Origin of the sequence: Pediococcus inopinatus (assembly GCF_002982135.1) — a bacterium.
Taxonomy (GTDB): domain Bacteria; phylum Bacillota; class Bacilli; order Lactobacillales; family Lactobacillaceae; genus Pediococcus; species Pediococcus inopinatus.
Window position 1 is genome coordinate 1,387,739 of the sequence record NZ_CP019981.1, and the last position, 16,367, is coordinate 1,404,105.

Sequence of the window (16,367 nt, forward strand, 5' to 3'; positions counted from 1 at the left end):
GTATACGTCTAAATTAACGTTGGATATTTTGACGAATTTCAGACTTTAAGAATAATCTGGTTGCATCATATTCAATATCTGACACCATTTCTTCGAACATCCGGTAACCATCCTGTTGATATTCAACCAACGGATTCAGTTGTCCATATCCACGAAGACCGATTGATTGACGTAATTGATCCATCGCATCAATGTGTTCAGTCCAATGAGCATCAACCACTCGTAAGATAACAACTTTTTCGAATTCCAACATTTGTGCAGGATCATAGAGTTGTTTTTCTTTTTGAGTGTATATTTCTTTAGCCCGATCTAATAAATAACCTTTAACTTCATCTGCTGTTTTACCTGTAAGGTCATCTAACGAAATCGTATCTTCATTAACCATATTAGACTTTGCAAAATCTAGAATCGTCTCTAAATCCCACTTATCTTTTTCAGTTCCTTGCATGTGAACATCTACAACTTGATTAACTGTCCGCTGAATCATTGGAACCATTACGTTTTTCAATGAGTCTTTGGCCAAAATAACTTGTTGTCGTTCTCCGTAAATCACTTCACGTTGTGCCCGCATCACGTCATCGTATTGCAAAACATTTTTACGTGAGTCGTAGTTATTTCCTTCTACTCGTTTTTGAGCAGATTCCACTTGTTTAGTAATCATGCGGCTTTGAATAACGGCATCATCATCGGAAACCTTCATACGTTGCAACAAATTCTTGATTCGCTCTGAACCAAAACGAATCATTAAGTCATCTTCTAATGATAAATAGAATTGTGACATACCAGGATCACCTTGACGACCAGAACGTCCTCGCAACTGATTATCAATACGTCGTGACTCATGTCGTTCAGTTCCGATTACAGCTAGTCCGCCTAGCTCTTTAACACCAGGTCCTAACTTAATATCAGTTCCTCGACCAGCCATATTAGTCGCAATTGTAACGGCGCCTTTTTGACCAGCATTGGTAATGATTTCAGCTTCTTTAGCATGATTTTTCGCATTCAAAACAACATGGGGAATTTTTTCATCATCTAATAGATGGGAAAGATGTTCAGAAGTTTCAACAGCTACCGTACCAATTAACATAGGCTGCTCTTTGGCATGCAATTGTTTGATTTCTTTGATAACTGCTCCGAACTTGCTTTCCAACGTTGGATATAACAAGTCTGCACGATCGTCACGAATCATTGGGCGGTTAGTTGGAATTGTGATAACTTCCATATTGTAAATTTCGCGGAATTCTTCCTGCTCTGTTCTAGCCGTACCAGTCATCCCAGATAATTTATGATACATCCGGAACAAGTTTTGATAAGTGATGTTAGCCATGGTCTTTGTTTCTTCTTGAATCTCAACATTTTCCTTGGCTTCAATCGCTTGATGCAATCCGTCAGAGAAACGACGACCTTCCATTACTCGACCAGTAAACTGATCCACGATGAGTGCTTCCCCATCTTGAACCACATAATCCTTATCTTTTAACATAATGTAGTTAGCACGTAAGGCCTGATCAAGATGATGAGTTAATGAAGCATTATCAACATCATACAAATTCTTTAGGTTGAAATATTTCTCAGCTTTTTCGATTCCGTTATCGTTTAAAGAAATTGATTTCGATTCCCAATCAATTTTGTAATCTGTGTCAGCTGTTAACGTCTTTGCAAACCGATCTGCCCGCTTATACATGTGGGTCCCATTTTCGGATTGTCCGGAAATAATCAATGGTGTTCGGGCTTCATCAATTAAAATTGAATCTACTTCATCAATGATAGCAAAGCTAAGGGGACGTTGAACCATATCCTCTTTATAGACCACCATGTTATCCCGTAAATAATCAAACCCGATTTCACTATTAGTTGAATAAGTAATATCAGCCAGATAAGCAGCTCGTTTTTCCTCAGGTGATTTTTCAGCGGTATTTAGGCCAACACTTAGACCTAACCAATTATATAACTCACCCATTTCTGTAGCATCACGACCAGATAAGTATTCATTAACGGTAACAACATGAACCCCTTTGCCGCCAAGCGCATTCAAATAAACCGGCATTGTTGCTGTTAAAGTTTTACCTTCACCAGTTTTCATCTCGGCAATGTTACCTTCATGCAGAACAATTCCACCCATAATTTGAACATGGAATGGGAATAATCCAAGAACCCGTTTTGCACCTTCACGAGCAACAGCAAAAGCCTCAGGCAAAATATCATCAAGCGTTTCGCCATCCTGTAAACGTGCCTTAAGGGCTGGAGTTTTGGCCTGTAAATCAGCATCGGTTAACTTACTATATTCATCTTTGTATGCTTCAACTTTATTTGCTAAACGATCCAAACGTTTTTGATCACGTTTGTCACTTTCAACCCATTTCTTTAATAAATTAGCCATTCAATTGTTCCTCTCTTAAATCTAGACTCTTTTAATTTTTTAAATTACATATTTGTTATTTTTGAAAATTTGTAGACTATATAACATTTTAACATTATTGAAACGATTTTTAAACAAAATAGTTAAGAACCCATGTTGTGATAGTTTTTTAGTTAATTCTACGCCACAAAAAAAGAATCAAACCAGCTTTCACAATGACAGCTCTACATACAATCTGTCATCACAAACTGGTTTAATTCTTACTTGAATCCCATGTTCATTTTAAATTTAGTTTTAATTAATTTTCACAAAAGCTACTTACTTTTACGTTGCTTAGTCGTCTGATTCGATCAAGCCATATCGCCCGTCATTACGACGATAAACAATGTTAACCGCATCAGTTTCAGCATCTTGATAAATAAAGAAGTCATGATTCAACATATCCATTTGCAAAACAGCTTCTTCACTATCCATTGGTTTTAGTGAAACTCGTTTAGTCCGAACAATATCAAATTTAGTGTCTTTTGAATCAGGCTCGTCACTGTCATCTACGTCAAGCTCAGCACCTGGTACTTCAACACCCTTAAATCCTTTTTCACGAGATTTACGATTGATTTTTGTTTTATATTTGCGGATTTGGCGCTCCAATTTATCAGTTACCAAATCAACGCTTGCATACAGATCAGGTGATGTTTCTTCAGCTCTCAGTACCAAATATGGAAGCGGGATCGTAACCTCAACCTTTGCTGTCTTATCCGGATGAACCTTGAGGTTTACATGCGCCTTAGCATTCATACTATTATCAAAATATTTTTCTAGTTTGCTAATACGTTTTTCCACATAGTTTCTAATTGCTTCTGTCACTTCAATATTTTCGCCACGTACATTAAAATCAAGCATAAATTATCTCTCCCTTCAGTAGCAAGCATTTACGCTCGCCCAAACACGATATCGAAAGGACCACTCTTCTAATATCTTGCTTAACTTCATTATAAATGAAAACGCTCTTTTAAACAAATGAAAAACAAAAGAATTTTGGATACTACCGGCAAAGCGTCACACTTTCTACACACCCGCAGCCCTGATCATATAAAGTCTCGGCTGCATGACGCAGCGTTCTACCGGCTGTATAAACATCGTCGATCAAAAGAACTCTTTTGTTTTCAATCTGTTGCCGATATTCTACATCAACCTGAAAATGATTACCAGTTTTCAGACGTTCTTGACGCTTTTTTTGCGATTGGCGTTTTTCTTCTTGAGCTCTGTTCATTTGAAGAATGGCACTGTTCTTTAACGAGCCCATCAAACCTAAAACCTGATTAAATCCACGGGTTGTCCAAGTGGTGGGATCAATTGGCAAAGCAACAACTAAATCGAATCCTTGAAAACTTTCAATAAAGTGCGGAAACTCGGTATCAAACACATGCCTTAACTGATAGTCCCCTTGAAATTTATACGTATGCATGTAGGCTTTCATTGCTTCATTGTATTGATACAAAGCATGGTTTGCATAGTGATAGGTACTATGAAGTTGCCATTTTTCACAATCACTACACACTTTCAAAGAAGCCTGTCTTCTTCCACATTTTGGACAAGCCACGGCTGTAGTAATTTTATAAAAACCAGACTGACAATCCTCACAAATTGGAGGAATTTCCTTTCTGCTTGGCAGCATCAAATAACTCAATGGCCATGTCACGCGGATGGCTTTATGACAAATGAGACACTGCATGCGATTCCTCCTTTGCTTTGTGATTCACAAATCTGATTTGATGAATTGCTTCATTGACCGCCTTTGAAATGCCATCACAAATAAACAATACGGTCCCCGTTGGACGTTGTGGGTTCCGCCCCACCCTTCCAGCAATCTGCACTAAGGCTGCCGAAGAAAAGGTTCCATCATCTGCACCCAACACGCAAACATCAATTTTAGGAAAAGTTACCCCCCGTTCTAGGATGGTCGTCGTTATTAGACCGTCCACTTTGCCATCCCGCATTAATTGCACTTTTTCTAAACGTTGTTCATCTGCAGAAAAAACAGTTGTTAGTTTCAAGGTTGGAAAGTTTTGGGCAATTGCGTTTAAAACCACCTTTAATTGATTAATATGTGACACAAAAACTAAAAATTGTCGCCCCGTCTGTTGGCATTCAGCAAGAAATCTCTTTAAAGCTTTGGGTAATTTTTTGTTTTGTACCTTTTTCCACCAATTAAAAACCAACTTGGGCTTTATTTCCGGTAATGGAAATCCGTGGAAACGCTGGGGTAAGTAACTCACGCCGATCTGTTTTTGTTTAACTTTTTGCATTAAGGCTTTCCCAGGAGTGGCTGTTAAGTATAGACACATTCCGGTTGGCTTCTTAGCCTGTTTTGTCGCATACATTAACTTTTCATTTTGTGCGTACGGAAAAGCATCAACTTCATCAATAATCAAAACATCAAATGCGTGGTAAAATCTTAATAGCTGATGAGTTGTGGCAATTGTGAGTTGGGCGTAATGGTACGGATCAGTTTGATGCCCGTGTAATAACGCAATATCGACATTTTGAAAGGCATCTTGTAAACGTGGAAAAAGCTCCAAACACACATCCACTCTTGGAGAAGCCAAACAAACCCGTTTTCCCTTTTGAAGGGCATCGGTAATTCCTGGAAAAAGCATTTCTGTTTTTCCGGCTCCGGTCACCGCCCATAAAAGATGATCTCGACTATGCTCAAAGGCCTGTAAAACTTCCTTTGAACACCGTTTTTGACTATTTGTGAGCTCACCATGCCAAGTTAAATAAGTCTCTAAAGGTTTAAAATGGTTCGGTTCCGTTGCGGTTACAAAATTTTCTAATGTCGAAACACGACCCAATTGAAGACAGCTTGGACAATAAAACTCATTTCTTGGTAGTGAAACGGCTTGTTTCAAATGCCACGTGTGACAACGCAAACAACGTACCCGATTCTCGCTAATTTGCATTGTCGGCAACTTTTGTAAGTTTGCATCTGTTATTGCCCAGTCACGGGGCATCAAAACTAGTCTCCCAAAGAATTCTGATTTTTCCATTTCCTATCACCCAATTTTAAAATACGCAAAAGAAAGGAAATATTTTTTATGGAAAACAATTTAATCACCATTGCCAAAAATGGTAGCCATGAGCTTGATATTAAAAAATCTCGCTTTATTGCTGATATATTTCGTATTCAAACTGAAGAAGATGCTTTGCAATTTATTCAAGAAATTAAATCCCATCATCACAAAGCTAATCATCATTGTTTTGCATATTTGCTGGGGAAGGATGATCACATCCAAAGAGCAAGTGATGATGGTGAACCTTCGGGAACAGCCGGTGTTCCCATCTTAGAAGTTCTTCAAAAAAATCATGTTCACAATGTTTTGATCGTGGTAACTCGTTACTTTGGCGGTATAAAGCTCGGGGCGGGCGGGCTAATCCGGGCTTACAGTAACTCTGCCTCCCAAGTACTTACAGAAATTGGTTTAGTTGAACTCGTTTCACAAACTAACCTAAAACTCACTGTTACTTACGCTCAGCATGATTCTTTAATCCACTGGCTGGCCGCTAATCACTATGAAGTATTAGATAGCCAATTCGGCGAATATGTAGCAATTCAGGTTCCAGTGGCTGAATCTGAAGTTGAATCCTTCAAAACTGCTCTCATAAATCTTTTCAGCGGCAAAATTACTTTTCAAATTATTGGGACGCAGTTTAGTGAAATTCCTCTACAAAAATAATCGTATTTAAGCTACTCAGCGTCTTTGCTGAATAACTGAATACGATTATTTTTTTGGTTATTTTTTATCTTTTTCAGGTTTTGATGTCTCACTTTTAGCTTGCTCATCAGTTTTTTTCTGAGCTGTCCTAATTTTTTCCACACGCTCTTTTTCTTCTCTTTCGTCTTCTAACTGATTGCTAGTTTCTTTAGACGTAGTGGAAGTCACAACTTTTTGAATCCAATTTAACAATGGCCGCCTATCCTTGCCAACCAGCCCGATAGCTTCGACGAACAGCTCCAAACCAATTAAGATGCCAATTGTTAGCAGCACAGATCCCCATATGGTGGAGATTGGATAAAGTAAAGCAATAAAAGAAAAAATTAGCGAAATTCCATAGATGACAAAAACGGTTTGACGATGGGTTAACCCCATCTGCATCAATCGATGATGCAGATGCCGTTTATCTGCATGAGAAATTGGTTCTTTGTTTAAAATCCGCCGTAACATCGCAAAAACCGTATCGGTAATTGGTACTCCCAAAATCATTACCGGAATAATTACCGAAATAAAAGTTGCGTTCTTTAAGCCCGATAATGAAAAAACTGAAATCATAAAGCCAATAAACAGTGCACCCGTATCACCCAGATAAATTCGGGCCGGGAAGAAATTATAAGGTAAAAAACCAATTTCGGCCGCAACGAGCGTAAAAATCATAATTACGACATACACATTAGTTGTCGGCAAAAAGAATAATCCAGTAATCCCAGTTGTGAATAGGGCAATGATCGAAACCCCAGTAGCTAGACCATCAAGGCCATCTAGTAGGTTAATCGCGTTTGTAATTCCTGCAATCCACAGATAAGTAATCGGAAAACTTAGCACGCCTAGCCCAACTGTTCCCAAAAATGGAATCGTTAGTGTCGTCATTCGCACATTAGCAAATACAAACACCTCGATAGCAGCTAAAGAAATACCAATCATTTTCTGATAAGGCTTAAGGACAAAAATATCATCAATTACACCGGTTAGGATAATGATACATTCTCCCCCAAATATCCCCCACAGTTGTCTGGTTGGAATTTGCGCTCTCAAAAGGAAAAATGTAGCGAAGTTAAAGGCCAGAAAAATAGCTAGCCCGCCCATTGTTGGCATTGGAACTTTGTTTACCCGTCGCGCGGAGGGTTCATCAACTGCCCCCACCTTAAAAGCGAGTCGTCTAACAAACGGCGTTAAGACAGCAGAGATAATTGCTGTTGCAAACAAACTGACAATAATTTCAAATCGCATGTTAGACCTCTTTTCTAGAACGTGTTTAAAAACATTTTGCTTGTGGGCAGGTTCTCTCCACAAATTTGAAGTTTAAAATAACAAAAAATATTCAACTACCCCAAAAATGAAAGAAACGATCTTTTTAAACACATTTAAGCTAGAACAATTATAAAAGTATTGAAAACATTCACAATATGAACTAGTCACTATAATTATTATACAAACCCCACAACCGTAACACAAGTGTAATCAATGTTACCACTTACACATTAAGTCAAAATAAAAACTGGCTGTGTCATAATTCTCAACACTGCCAGTTTAAAAATAATTAGAAATTAAGCCATCGTTGATTATTCATTTAAGTGATAATGATATGTCGAAACGATGATGTTTTCCCGTGAATTCAATGCTGCTCTTAACCGCAACCCCGTTTGATTATGCAAAATATTTTGCCAAGGTTTGCGCGGTACAAATTGTGGCACAAGTACTGTCGTTGTGTAATTTCGTTCCGATGCTCGACGCGCAATTACATCACAGAAACGTAAGGTTGGATTTGCAATCGAACGGTATGAGGAATGAATATCAACAAACCGAACATCAGGATATTCTGCCTTAAATTCAACGGCCGTTTTATGTTCTTTTTTAGGATCTGCATCAAAAGAGACGTGCATTGCAATCACGTAGTCCCCGATTGAACGTGCATAATTAATTGCGCCTGCAGTCACTCGAGTTACATTACTAACCAAAACAATCACTGTTGAGCCATCGTAATCATGTAACTGAACTTTACCCTTGGCTGCAATTCGCAACTGTTTAGCAACTTTTACATAATGTTGATGAATTTTATAAAACAGTCTTAATAAGACCGGCATGATAATAAGGTATGGCCAAACATTTCCAAAATGTAAGAAGAACAAACAGATTACTAAACCAAAAGACAGTGCCGCTCCTAAAAGATTGGCAGAAGATTTTAATAACCAGTGGCCCGTTCGTTCACGGAACCAGTGAATAATCATCCCTGATTGAGAAAGTGTAAAAGGTACAAACACCCCGACCGCATACAATGGAATCAACAAACTAGTTTGTCCATGGAAAATTAAGATCAAAACGATCGCACCGACTGCTAATGAAATAATCCCGTTTGAATAGCCTAACCGATCGCCGCGATCCATGTATGCGTGAGGCATAAACTTATCTTTAGCTAGATTATAAGCTAACATTGGGAAAGCTGAAAATCCGGTGTTTGCGGCTACCGCCAAAATAAGAGCAGTAGATAGTTGTAACAGGTAGAACAATAAACCGTGTCCAAACACACTTTCTCCGACTTGTGAAAGAACTGTTTGCTGAGCATTAGGTAAAATTCCACTGAAATAACTCAAAACTGTGATTCCAGCAAAGAAGACTGCCAAAATCAGTGCCATGATGGTTAAGGTTCCAGCAGCATTCTTCCGTCGTGGTCGTTTAAAGTTTGGGACAGCATTACTAATTGCTTCTACACCAGTTAATGATGAGGATCCTGAAGATAGAGCCTTTAAAAATAGGACCATCGTCATTCCAGGAACGGCCGTCCCAATGCCGGCTGCGGCATGGGCAACGACTCTACCGGTGACAATGTTGAAAAAACCAACACCAATCATGATCGTAATCATGACAATAAATAAATAAACCGGTAAGGTTAAAAATGAAGCCGAATCACGCAAGCCACGTAAGTTCAAAGCCATGATCCCAATGACAATTAAAATTGCCAAGGGAACGGCAAAGGGATGAATGCTTGGAATGGCCGAAGTAATGGCTTCAGTTGCAGAAGTCACACTAACCGCCACGGTCAACATGTAATCAACCAGTAACGATCCCCCAGCAACTAGTCCTGCTGATTGTCCCCAATTGGTACTAGCAACCACATAGGCGCCACCGCCTGAAGGATACGCATGAATAATCTGCCGATAAGAAATCGTAATCGCAAATAATAGAATTAAAACAATTCCTGCAACAGGTAATGCATACCACGTTGCTGCAGCTGAAAGAACCAGCAAAACGGAAAGAATTTGCTCTGTCCCGTAAGCAATTGATGATAAAGCATCCGAAGATAACAAAGCCAAAGCTTTAAACTTGGTTAATGCTTGTCCACCTTCATCTAAGGTTTTAAGCGGTTTACCAATTAAAAGTCTTTTTAGATAATGCCACATTATAATGCTCCTCCACAAAAATAAATTAACCCGAGTCAATAACCCGGGCAATGCAAATCAAAAGTAAGTTTACTACAAATGAGCATGTTATTCTACATCAAGTTTTCATTATTTCAGTAATCTGCTCGCTGTCCATTCAAACACATAAACAAATGAAGTGCAACCTTTAAATTCACCGTTTTATACACACTTCTTTCAAAAATTTTCAGAAAACAAAAAGAGCTTTCAAAACTAGGCTTACACCTAATCTCAAAAGCTCTCGACTATACTAAATTAGCCGTTTTTTGTTTACATCATGCCGCCCATGCCAACTGGTTGTGGTTGAGCTGCAGCTGCTGCATCATCTTTTGCTTCTGGCTTGTCAGCAACAACTGCTTCGGTTGTTAATAACAAGGCAGAAACACTGGCTGCGTTCTGTAATGCTGAACGAACAACCTTAGTAGGGTCGACAATTCCTGCGCCTACCATGTTTTCCCATTTGCTAGTTGCTGCATTGTAACCAACGCCTGGTTCTTGTTTCTTTAAGTTTTCTACGATTACTGAACCTTCAGCACCCGCATTTTTTGCGATCTGACGAACAGGTTCTTCAAGAGCACGTTTTACAATGTTGATACCAGTTTGTTCATCGCCTTCTGCTTTAAGGTCAGCAATAGAAGGAATGACATTAACTAATGCTGTTCCACCACCGGAAACAAAGCCTTCTTCAACAGCAGCACGTGTTGCATTCAAAGCATCTTCAATTCGATACTTCTTTTCTTTCAATTCAGTTTCTGTTGCAGCACCAACTCTAACAACAGCAACACCGCCAGCTAATTTAGCTAAACGTTCTTGCAATTTTTCTTTGTCAAAGTCTGAAGTTGTTTCAGAAATCTGTTGTCTGAGTGTCGCAACTCGTTCTGAGATTTGGTCTTTATTACCAGCACCTTCAACGATTGTTGTATCGTCTTTTGTAACTGTAACCTTGTTAGCTTGGCCTAATTGATCAATTGTGGCATCTTTTAAGTTCAAACCTAAATCATCTGTGATGACTGTTCCGCCTGTCAAGGTTGCGATATCTTCAAGTTGGGCTTTACGACGATCGCCAAAACCAGGTGCTTTAACAGCCACAACGTTGAATGTACCACGCATCTTGTTCAAAACAAGGGTTGGCAAAGCTTCACCAGTAATATCATCGGCAATAATTAACAATGAACGACTTTGTTCTACAACTGATTGAAGTAATGGCAAAATATCTTGAATATTACCAATTTTCTTATCAGTAATTAAAATGTATGGATTGTCTAAATCAGCTTCCATTTTGTCGTTGTCAGTAACCATGTATTGTGACATATAGCCACGATCGAATTGCATTCCTTCAACAACATCAAGTGTTGTATCCACACCACGTGACTCTTCGATTGTAATGACGCCATCATTACCAACTTTTTCCATTGCATCAGCGATTAGTTGGCCAACTTCTTCGTTTGCAGCTGAGATAGAAGCAACTTGGGCAATATCATCTTTTGTTTTAACTTCATGAGACATCTTGTGTAAGCCTTCAACAGCGGCTTTTGTTGCGCGTTCAATTCCGCGACGGATACCAACTGGATTTGCACCGGCAGTAACGTTCTTCATACCTTCATTTACAATTGCTTGTGTTAAAACAGTTGCAGTGGTTGTTCCGTCACCAGCAATATCGTTAGTTTTTGAAGCAACTTCAGAAACTAACTTAGCACCCATATTTTCAAAATGGTCTTCAAGATCAATTGACTTAGCAATTGTCACACCATCATTTGTAATTGTAGGCGAACCATATGATTGTTCCAAAACAACGTTACGACCTTTTGGACCAATTGTTGATTTAACTGTGTCAGCTAATTTGTCGACACCTTTTAACATTTTTGTTCTTGCATCTTCGGAAAATTTAATTTCTTTTGCCATAAAATTTTCACCTCATTGAATTTATTTTTTTAATTAGTCAGTAATTGCAACGATATCTTTTTCGTGCAAAACCAAATATTTTTTGTCTTCGTATGAAACTTCGGTACCTGCATACTTGTCAAAAATAACGGTGTCACCTGTCTTAACAGCGGGGGCAACTTTTTCTCCGTTATCTAATACGCGTCCTTCACCCACAGCAATAACTTTACCGCTTTGTGATTTTTCCTTAGCATTACTTGCAAGGACAATTCCACCAACGGTTTGTTCTTCTTCCTGTGCTTCTAATATCACGCGATCTCCTAATGGTTTTAACAATATGAATCCCTCCATTTATTTTATACTTTTTACTGTTTTTAGCACTCTTGACGTTCAAGTGCTAACAACAATATTTACTATATCATTCTCCCCACAGAATGCAAGTATTTTACTGACCTTTTTTGACAAATAAATTCAAGTATCTTGCAAAAATGCTATACTATAGGAACAAATATGAGGTGAGCAAATGAAATTAGAAAAGAAATCCATCTATATATTAATTACGTATTTAATCGTTTATTTGTTGCCCGGTGTCTTAAATAGTTTCTTTAAATTAACACACATGGAAATTTTTAACATTCAAATTGTTGACTATTTAATCGGTGCTTGCTTGTTAGGCTATTTTGCCTTTCATAACATGCCGACTAATCTGCCTGAAAAAAAGCGCCGTTCTGTGGGCCAAACCATTTTGTGGGGTGTTTTAGGATTCATCGTGGTCATTATTCTCCAATCGGTAATTTTACGCCTGACCATTCAAACGGGTGGCAATGCTAATTCTCAAAATACGAGCGCCCTTTTATCAATTGTAAAGAGCTATCCCATTTATGCTTTGGTTATTATTGTGGCAGCCCCAATTATGGAAGAAATTGTTTTTCGCAAAGTACTTTTCGGCAATCTTGCCAATCTGCTAAGTTTCATTAATCCTAAAATTGCCCAGTTGCTTACCGCCTTTATTTCTAGTGGCTTGTTCGCCTTAGCACATTCAGACGGCCATTTAATTCTATACGCCGCAATTGGCCTCTGGTTTTCGTGGCTCTACCATCATACCGGCCGTATTCAAACTTCAATGATGGCGCATATTTTAATGAACTCGTTAGTTGTATTGCCAATATTAGGCTTGTAACTAATCATGCCGAATTGCATAGATTAGTGATTGCAGCTCATTGGTCAGATCAATATTTTGAATTCGGACCTCCGCCGGCACTGAAACGCGAACCGTTGTAAAATTCATGATGCCTTTAATTCCGGATTGCACGAGTTCATCAGTAACTTTTTGGGCAATAGCTGCCGGAATAGTAATAATGGCAATTTTAATTTGTTGTTCCTGCAGCTGTTCTCGTAACTGGGCCATTCCATATACAGGAACGTTACTTTGCACGGAACCAATCATGGTCGGATCAATGTCAAAGGCAGCACCGATTCGGACATTACTGTTTTTATGAAAATTGAAATTCAACAGGGCATGCCCTAAGTTTCCAACCCCAATCAATGCGACATTAGTGAGTGTGTCTTGATCAAGAATTTTTTTGAAAAAATCAATTAATTTGTGGACATCATACCCATACCCACGTTTCCCTAATGTACCAAAATAAGAGAAATCGCGGCGAATGGTTGCCGCATCAACTTGAATCGCTTCAGCTAGCTCAGTTGAAGAAACCCGTAGTTTATTTGCATTTAATAAATTATTTAAATAGCGATAATATAAAGGTAACCGTTTGGCAGTAGCTTCCGGAATTTTGGTTTCCATTTTGAACCTCCAATAAACTTTGTGAATAATTAACAAAGTTAGTTTACCACTTCCCTCACTGGGAACCAAGAACCACCCAAACTTAGATATTTTATAAACTGATTTACGAAAGGACAAAAGATTGTGATTTTACTACAAGCCCAAAATGTCAGCCGAGAATTTAATGGAGAGCGGTTGTTCTCACAGATCACTTTTGATATTCAGGAACAAGATCGCATTGGTCTTGTCGGTCGAAATGGGGCCGGTAAAACAACGCTTCTCAAAATGTTAATTGGTCAAACACAACCTGATGAAGGTCAGATCATTACCAAAAAAGACCTTTCGATTGGTTATCTTGCCCAAAATCAAGGCTTAAATACGGATAATACCGTCTGGAATGAATTATTAACCGTTTTTGCTGACGTTATTGCTTTAGAACAAGAAATTCATCAGCTCGAAAGCCAATTAGGCGATCCTGAAATCATCGCTAACTCCGAAAAGTTTAAGTCTTTATCTAATTTGTACGATCAAAAACAGCAGACCTTTAAAACCAAAAACGGTTTTGGTTATCAAGCAGAAATTCGTGGTGTCCTTAACGGTTTTAGTTTTGGTGAAGAATTTTATGACCGCTCAGTTAACTCCCTATCTGGGGGCCAAAAAACTAAATTAGCTTTGGCGAAATTGCTGTTGGAACAACATGACCTCCTTGTGTTAGATGAGCCTACCAATCATTTGGATATGGACACTTTGGCTTGGCTAGAAGAATACATTAAGTCATACAAAGGCGCATTGTTAATTGTGTCACATGATCGCTACTTTCTAGATCATGTAGTTTCAAGAGTTCTTGACTTAGATCAGCACACGCTATTTCCTTACACTGGAAATTATTCGGATTATATCGACAAGAAAGCTGCTCGTCTCAAAAGTGAATGGAAAACTTACGAAAAACAACAAACTCAGATTGATAAACTTCAAGATTTTGTTAATAAAAATATTGTCCGTGCTTCAACCACTAAACGCGCTCAGAGTAGGCGCAAGCAGCTCGAAAAAATGACCGTCCTGGAACGACCCAATACAGATGATGCTGAAATGCATTTCCATTTTGCGGCAAAACAGTCTAGTGGTAATGTCGTTTTAACGGTCAAGGATGCTGCAATCGGTTACGAAACGGACCATGTTTTGTCGGCCCCAATCAACATTAATTTAACTAAACATCATGTTTTAGGAATCGTGGGCCCAAATGGGGTTGGTAAATCAACCCTGTTGAAAAGTATCTTAGGTCAAATTCCATTGCTTAGTGGCACCGCTAAACTAGGTACTGGCGTAGAAGTCGGCTATTATGATCAGGAACAACATAACTTAGACGACCATAAAACAGTTTTAAATGAACTTTGGGATGAGCATCCACTCGTCCCAGAAAAAGATATTCGCTCTCTGTTAGGTAGCTTTTTGTTTTCCGGAGATGACGTATTAAAACCTGTGAAAAACTTAAGCGGTGGAGAACGAGCTCGCCTACTTCTAACTAAATTAACCATGCAGGCTGACAACTTCTTAATTTTGGATGAGCCAACCAATCATCTAGACATTGATAGCCGTGAAGTTCTTGAAAATGCCTTAAATGAATTTGATGGTACCGTCCTTTTCGTCTCTCATGATCGTTACTTCATTAATCGAGTAGCAACAGAAATTTTGGAAATCTCTGCGGCTGGAAGTCAACTATTTCTGGGTGATTATGATTACTATTTAGCTAAAAAAGAGGCTCAGGACCAAACACCAAATTCAGCTGTTAATGACGAGACCGAAGATATTGAGATTTCAAAAAAGCAAACTTACTTAGCCTCTAAAGAAACCCAAAAGGTCCAAAGAAAGTTGCAACGTGAAGTTGAACACCTTGAAGAACAACTCGATACATTGTCAGAAACCGAGGCTCGGATTCAAAACCAAATGGCTGATCCGCAAAACTTTAACGATCATTTAAAATTGGAAGAACTTCAAAAAAGTTTGGACGCAACTCAAACCCAAATTACCCAAACTGAAAATGACTGGACAACAAAGAGTGAGCAACTTGAAGACCAAGATTAGTATTTAAATTCACAAAAAGAGAGTAAGTTCAGTTAATGAACTTACTCTCTTTTTATGTTATTTATTAATTTGAAAAAAACATTTTAATCAATTGATCCCGATCCTGATTCCAACGTTCATTGTCACGAGTTGGATAGATTCGATTTGTCAGGCACACAAAGCCTTGTTTATTAACGGGGTCAAATGCCAAAATTGTCCCAGTATAGCCAGTTTGCACATATTGCTCTTGATGATTGACTCTTTGCCAACCTAAAGTCCGCCCATTCTCATCGTAACTGGCCATCAAATCAAACAAATTAGGATCCAGAATTTCTTTTTTCTGGTATTTTCCCCGATTAATCATCATCTCAGTAAAGACAGTTAAATCACTAAGAGTCGAAAACAGGCCTGAATGGCCACTTTCGCCATTTAAGAGTAACGCCTTATAGTCATGGACCTGTCCTTGAATTTGACCACGTTGCGCATCAACTTCAGTAGGAACAAATCGTGACTTAGGACGATTCAAATTATACCCCGTATTTGTCATAGCCAGTGGATACCATATGTGATCCTGAACACTGCGGTCAATCGAACCATTTAATGTCCGAATAATTAAACCTAATAAAATAAATCCTAAATCAGAATAAACCGTTTTTTCACCCGGTTTGCTAATTAATGGATCCTCATAAATTTTTTTTACAAGCTCAACACCAGTTAAATTAGGAATGTTATCCACATCCGCTGGTAACCCACTGTTGTGTAGCAACAAATTTTCAATCGTCACTTCTGGATGCGAAAAACCTGGTAAATATGCAGTAACTGAATCTTGTAATCCCAATTCATGAATAGATAACAACTGAAATACCCGTGTTGTTGTTGCCACAACCTTCGTTAAAGAAGACAAGTCATAGATCATAGAAGGATCCAATCTTTCAGCAAAAACATCCTTACCTTGAAATCCATGATAAAAACTATCAATTTTATTTTCGTTTATAAAGCTGAAAGAAGCACCATAAATATCGCCACGATCAATTGCTGCATCAATTTCATTCCTCATTTTAGTGAACTTATTTTCTGTCATACATTCGTCCCCG

The 16,367-nt window shown here is 38.5% G+C and carries 13 protein-coding genes; 3 read left to right on the forward strand and 10 right to left on the reverse strand.

The genetic code is table 11. The features are described 5' to 3' along the window. Positions 1-13: 13 nt before the first annotated feature. From secA to PI20285_RS07075, 4 genes are all read right to left on the reverse strand, one after another. A complete protein-coding gene (gene secA, locus PI20285_RS07060) occupies positions 14-2,380 on the reverse strand; it encodes a preprotein translocase subunit SecA (protein ID WP_057772811.1) in 2,367 nt (788 codons plus the stop codon). Between the two features lie 312 nt (positions 2,381-2,692). Beyond that, a complete protein-coding gene (gene hpf, locus PI20285_RS07065; protein WP_057772808.1) occupies positions 2,693-3,259 on the reverse strand; it encodes a ribosome hibernation-promoting factor, HPF/YfiA family in 567 nt (188 codons plus the stop codon). A 142-nt stretch (positions 3,260-3,401) separates the two neighbouring features. Continuing rightward, complete coding sequence (locus PI20285_RS07070) at positions 3,402-4,091, reverse strand: ComF family protein (protein WP_057772806.1); 690 nt, start codon at positions 4,089-4,091, stop codon at positions 3,402-3,404. Further along, complete coding sequence (locus PI20285_RS07075; protein WP_057772804.1) at positions 4,069-5,406, reverse strand: ATP-dependent helicase ComFA; 1,338 nt, start codon at positions 5,404-5,406, stop codon at positions 4,069-4,071. Before PI20285_RS07075 ends, PI20285_RS07070 begins: the two co-directional genes overlap by 23 nt. A 48-nt stretch (positions 5,407-5,454) precedes the next feature. Between PI20285_RS07075 and PI20285_RS07080 the strand changes: the two genes are divergently transcribed. Then, positions 5,455-6,093 carry a YigZ family protein gene (locus PI20285_RS07080; RefSeq protein ID WP_057772802.1) on the forward strand — a complete coding sequence of 213 codons (639 nt, stop codon included), beginning with the start codon at positions 5,455-5,457 and terminating at the stop codon, positions 6,091-6,093. 57 nt (positions 6,094-6,150) lie between these two features. On the opposite strand, the gene PI20285_RS07085 is transcribed toward PI20285_RS07080, so the two are convergent. From PI20285_RS07085 to groES, 4 genes are all read right to left on the reverse strand, one after another. Continuing rightward, the gene (locus PI20285_RS07085) at positions 6,151-7,362 is read right to left on the reverse strand and encodes a glycosyltransferase family 4 protein (protein ID WP_082623243.1); all 1,212 of its coding nucleotides are present in this window, start codon (positions 7,360-7,362) and stop codon (positions 6,151-6,153) included. A gap of 332 nt (positions 7,363-7,694) precedes the next feature. After that, positions 7,695-9,530 (reverse strand): APC family permease, encoded by a 1,836-nt coding sequence (locus PI20285_RS07090; protein WP_057772800.1) that lies wholly within the window; start codon positions 9,528-9,530, stop codon positions 7,695-7,697. A gap of 288 nt (positions 9,531-9,818) precedes the next feature. Beyond that, positions 9,819-11,450, reverse strand: a complete 1,632-nt coding sequence (gene groL / locus PI20285_RS07095) for a chaperonin GroEL (protein WP_057772798.1) — start codon at positions 11,448-11,450, stop codon at positions 9,819-9,821. Positions 11,451-11,483: 33 nt separating this feature from the next. Continuing rightward, positions 11,484-11,765 carry a co-chaperone GroES gene (groES, locus tag PI20285_RS07100; RefSeq protein ID WP_057772796.1) on the reverse strand — a complete coding sequence of 94 codons (282 nt, stop codon included), beginning with the start codon at positions 11,763-11,765 and terminating at the stop codon, positions 11,484-11,486. 187 nt (positions 11,766-11,952) lie between these two features. Here groES and PI20285_RS07105 point away from each other — a divergent pair, with 187 nt between their 5' ends. Beyond that, positions 11,953-12,609 carry a CPBP family intramembrane glutamic endopeptidase gene (locus PI20285_RS07105; protein WP_057772795.1) on the forward strand — a complete coding sequence of 219 codons (657 nt, stop codon included), beginning with the start codon at positions 11,953-11,955 and terminating at the stop codon, positions 12,607-12,609. Here PI20285_RS07105 and PI20285_RS07110 read toward each other — a convergent pair whose 3' ends face one another. Further along, entirely contained in the window at positions 12,610-13,233 is a 624-nt protein-coding gene (locus tag PI20285_RS07110; protein ID WP_057772790.1) for a redox-sensing transcriptional repressor Rex, read from the reverse strand. Positions 13,234-13,356: 123 nt separating this feature from the next. Here PI20285_RS07110 and PI20285_RS07115 point away from each other — a divergent pair, with 123 nt between their 5' ends. Continuing rightward, entirely contained in the window at positions 13,357-15,294 is a 1,938-nt protein-coding gene (locus PI20285_RS07115) for an ABC-F family ATP-binding cassette domain-containing protein (protein ID WP_057772789.1), read from the forward strand. Between the two features lie 64 nt (positions 15,295-15,358). Here the strand turns inward: PI20285_RS07115 and PI20285_RS07120 are convergent, their stop codons facing one another. Continuing rightward, on the reverse strand, positions 15,359-16,354 hold the full coding sequence (locus PI20285_RS07120; RefSeq protein WP_057772787.1) for a serine hydrolase domain-containing protein: 996 nt from the start codon (positions 16,352-16,354) through the stop codon (positions 15,359-15,361). Positions 16,355-16,367 lie beyond the last annotated feature (13 nt).

What these genes read in the sequence shown, in the direction of transcription:
- PI20285_RS07070 (WP_057772806.1), bottom strand. Translation starts at nt 4,091, where the DNA reads ATGCAGTGTCTCATTTGTCATAAAGCCATCCGCGTGACATGGCCATTG.
- PI20285_RS07080 (WP_057772802.1), top strand. Translation starts at nt 5,455, where the DNA reads ATGGAAAACAATTTAATCACCATTGCCAAAAATGGTAGCCATGAGCTT.
- PI20285_RS07075 (WP_057772804.1), bottom strand. Translation starts at nt 5,406, where the DNA reads ATGGAAAAATCAGAATTCTTTGGGAGACTAGTTTTGATGCCCCGTGAC.
- PI20285_RS07110 (WP_057772790.1), bottom strand. Translation starts at nt 13,233, where the DNA reads ATGGAAACCAAAATTCCGGAAGCTACTGCCAAACGGTTACCTTTATAT.
- PI20285_RS07120 (WP_057772787.1), bottom strand. Translation starts at nt 16,354, where the DNA reads ATGACAGAAAATAAGTTCACTAAAATGAGGAATGAAATTGATGCAGCA.
- PI20285_RS07090 (WP_057772800.1), bottom strand. Translation starts at nt 9,530, where the DNA reads ATGTGGCATTATCTAAAAAGACTTTTAATTGGTAAACCGCTTAAAACC.
- hpf (WP_057772808.1), bottom strand. Translation starts at nt 3,259, where the DNA reads ATGCTTGATTTTAATGTACGTGGCGAAAATATTGAAGTGACAGAAGCA.
- PI20285_RS07105 (WP_057772795.1), top strand. Translation starts at nt 11,953, where the DNA reads ATGAAATTAGAAAAGAAATCCATCTATATATTAATTACGTATTTAATC.
- groL (WP_057772798.1), bottom strand. Translation starts at nt 11,450, where the DNA reads ATGGCAAAAGAAATTAAATTTTCCGAAGATGCAAGAACAAAAATGTTA.
- secA (WP_057772811.1), bottom strand. Translation starts at nt 2,380, where the DNA reads ATGGCTAATTTATTAAAGAAATGGGTTGAAAGTGACAAACGTGATCAA.
- PI20285_RS07085 (WP_082623243.1), bottom strand. Translation starts at nt 7,362, where the DNA reads ATGCGATTTGAAATTATTGTCAGTTTGTTTGCAACAGCAATTATCTCT.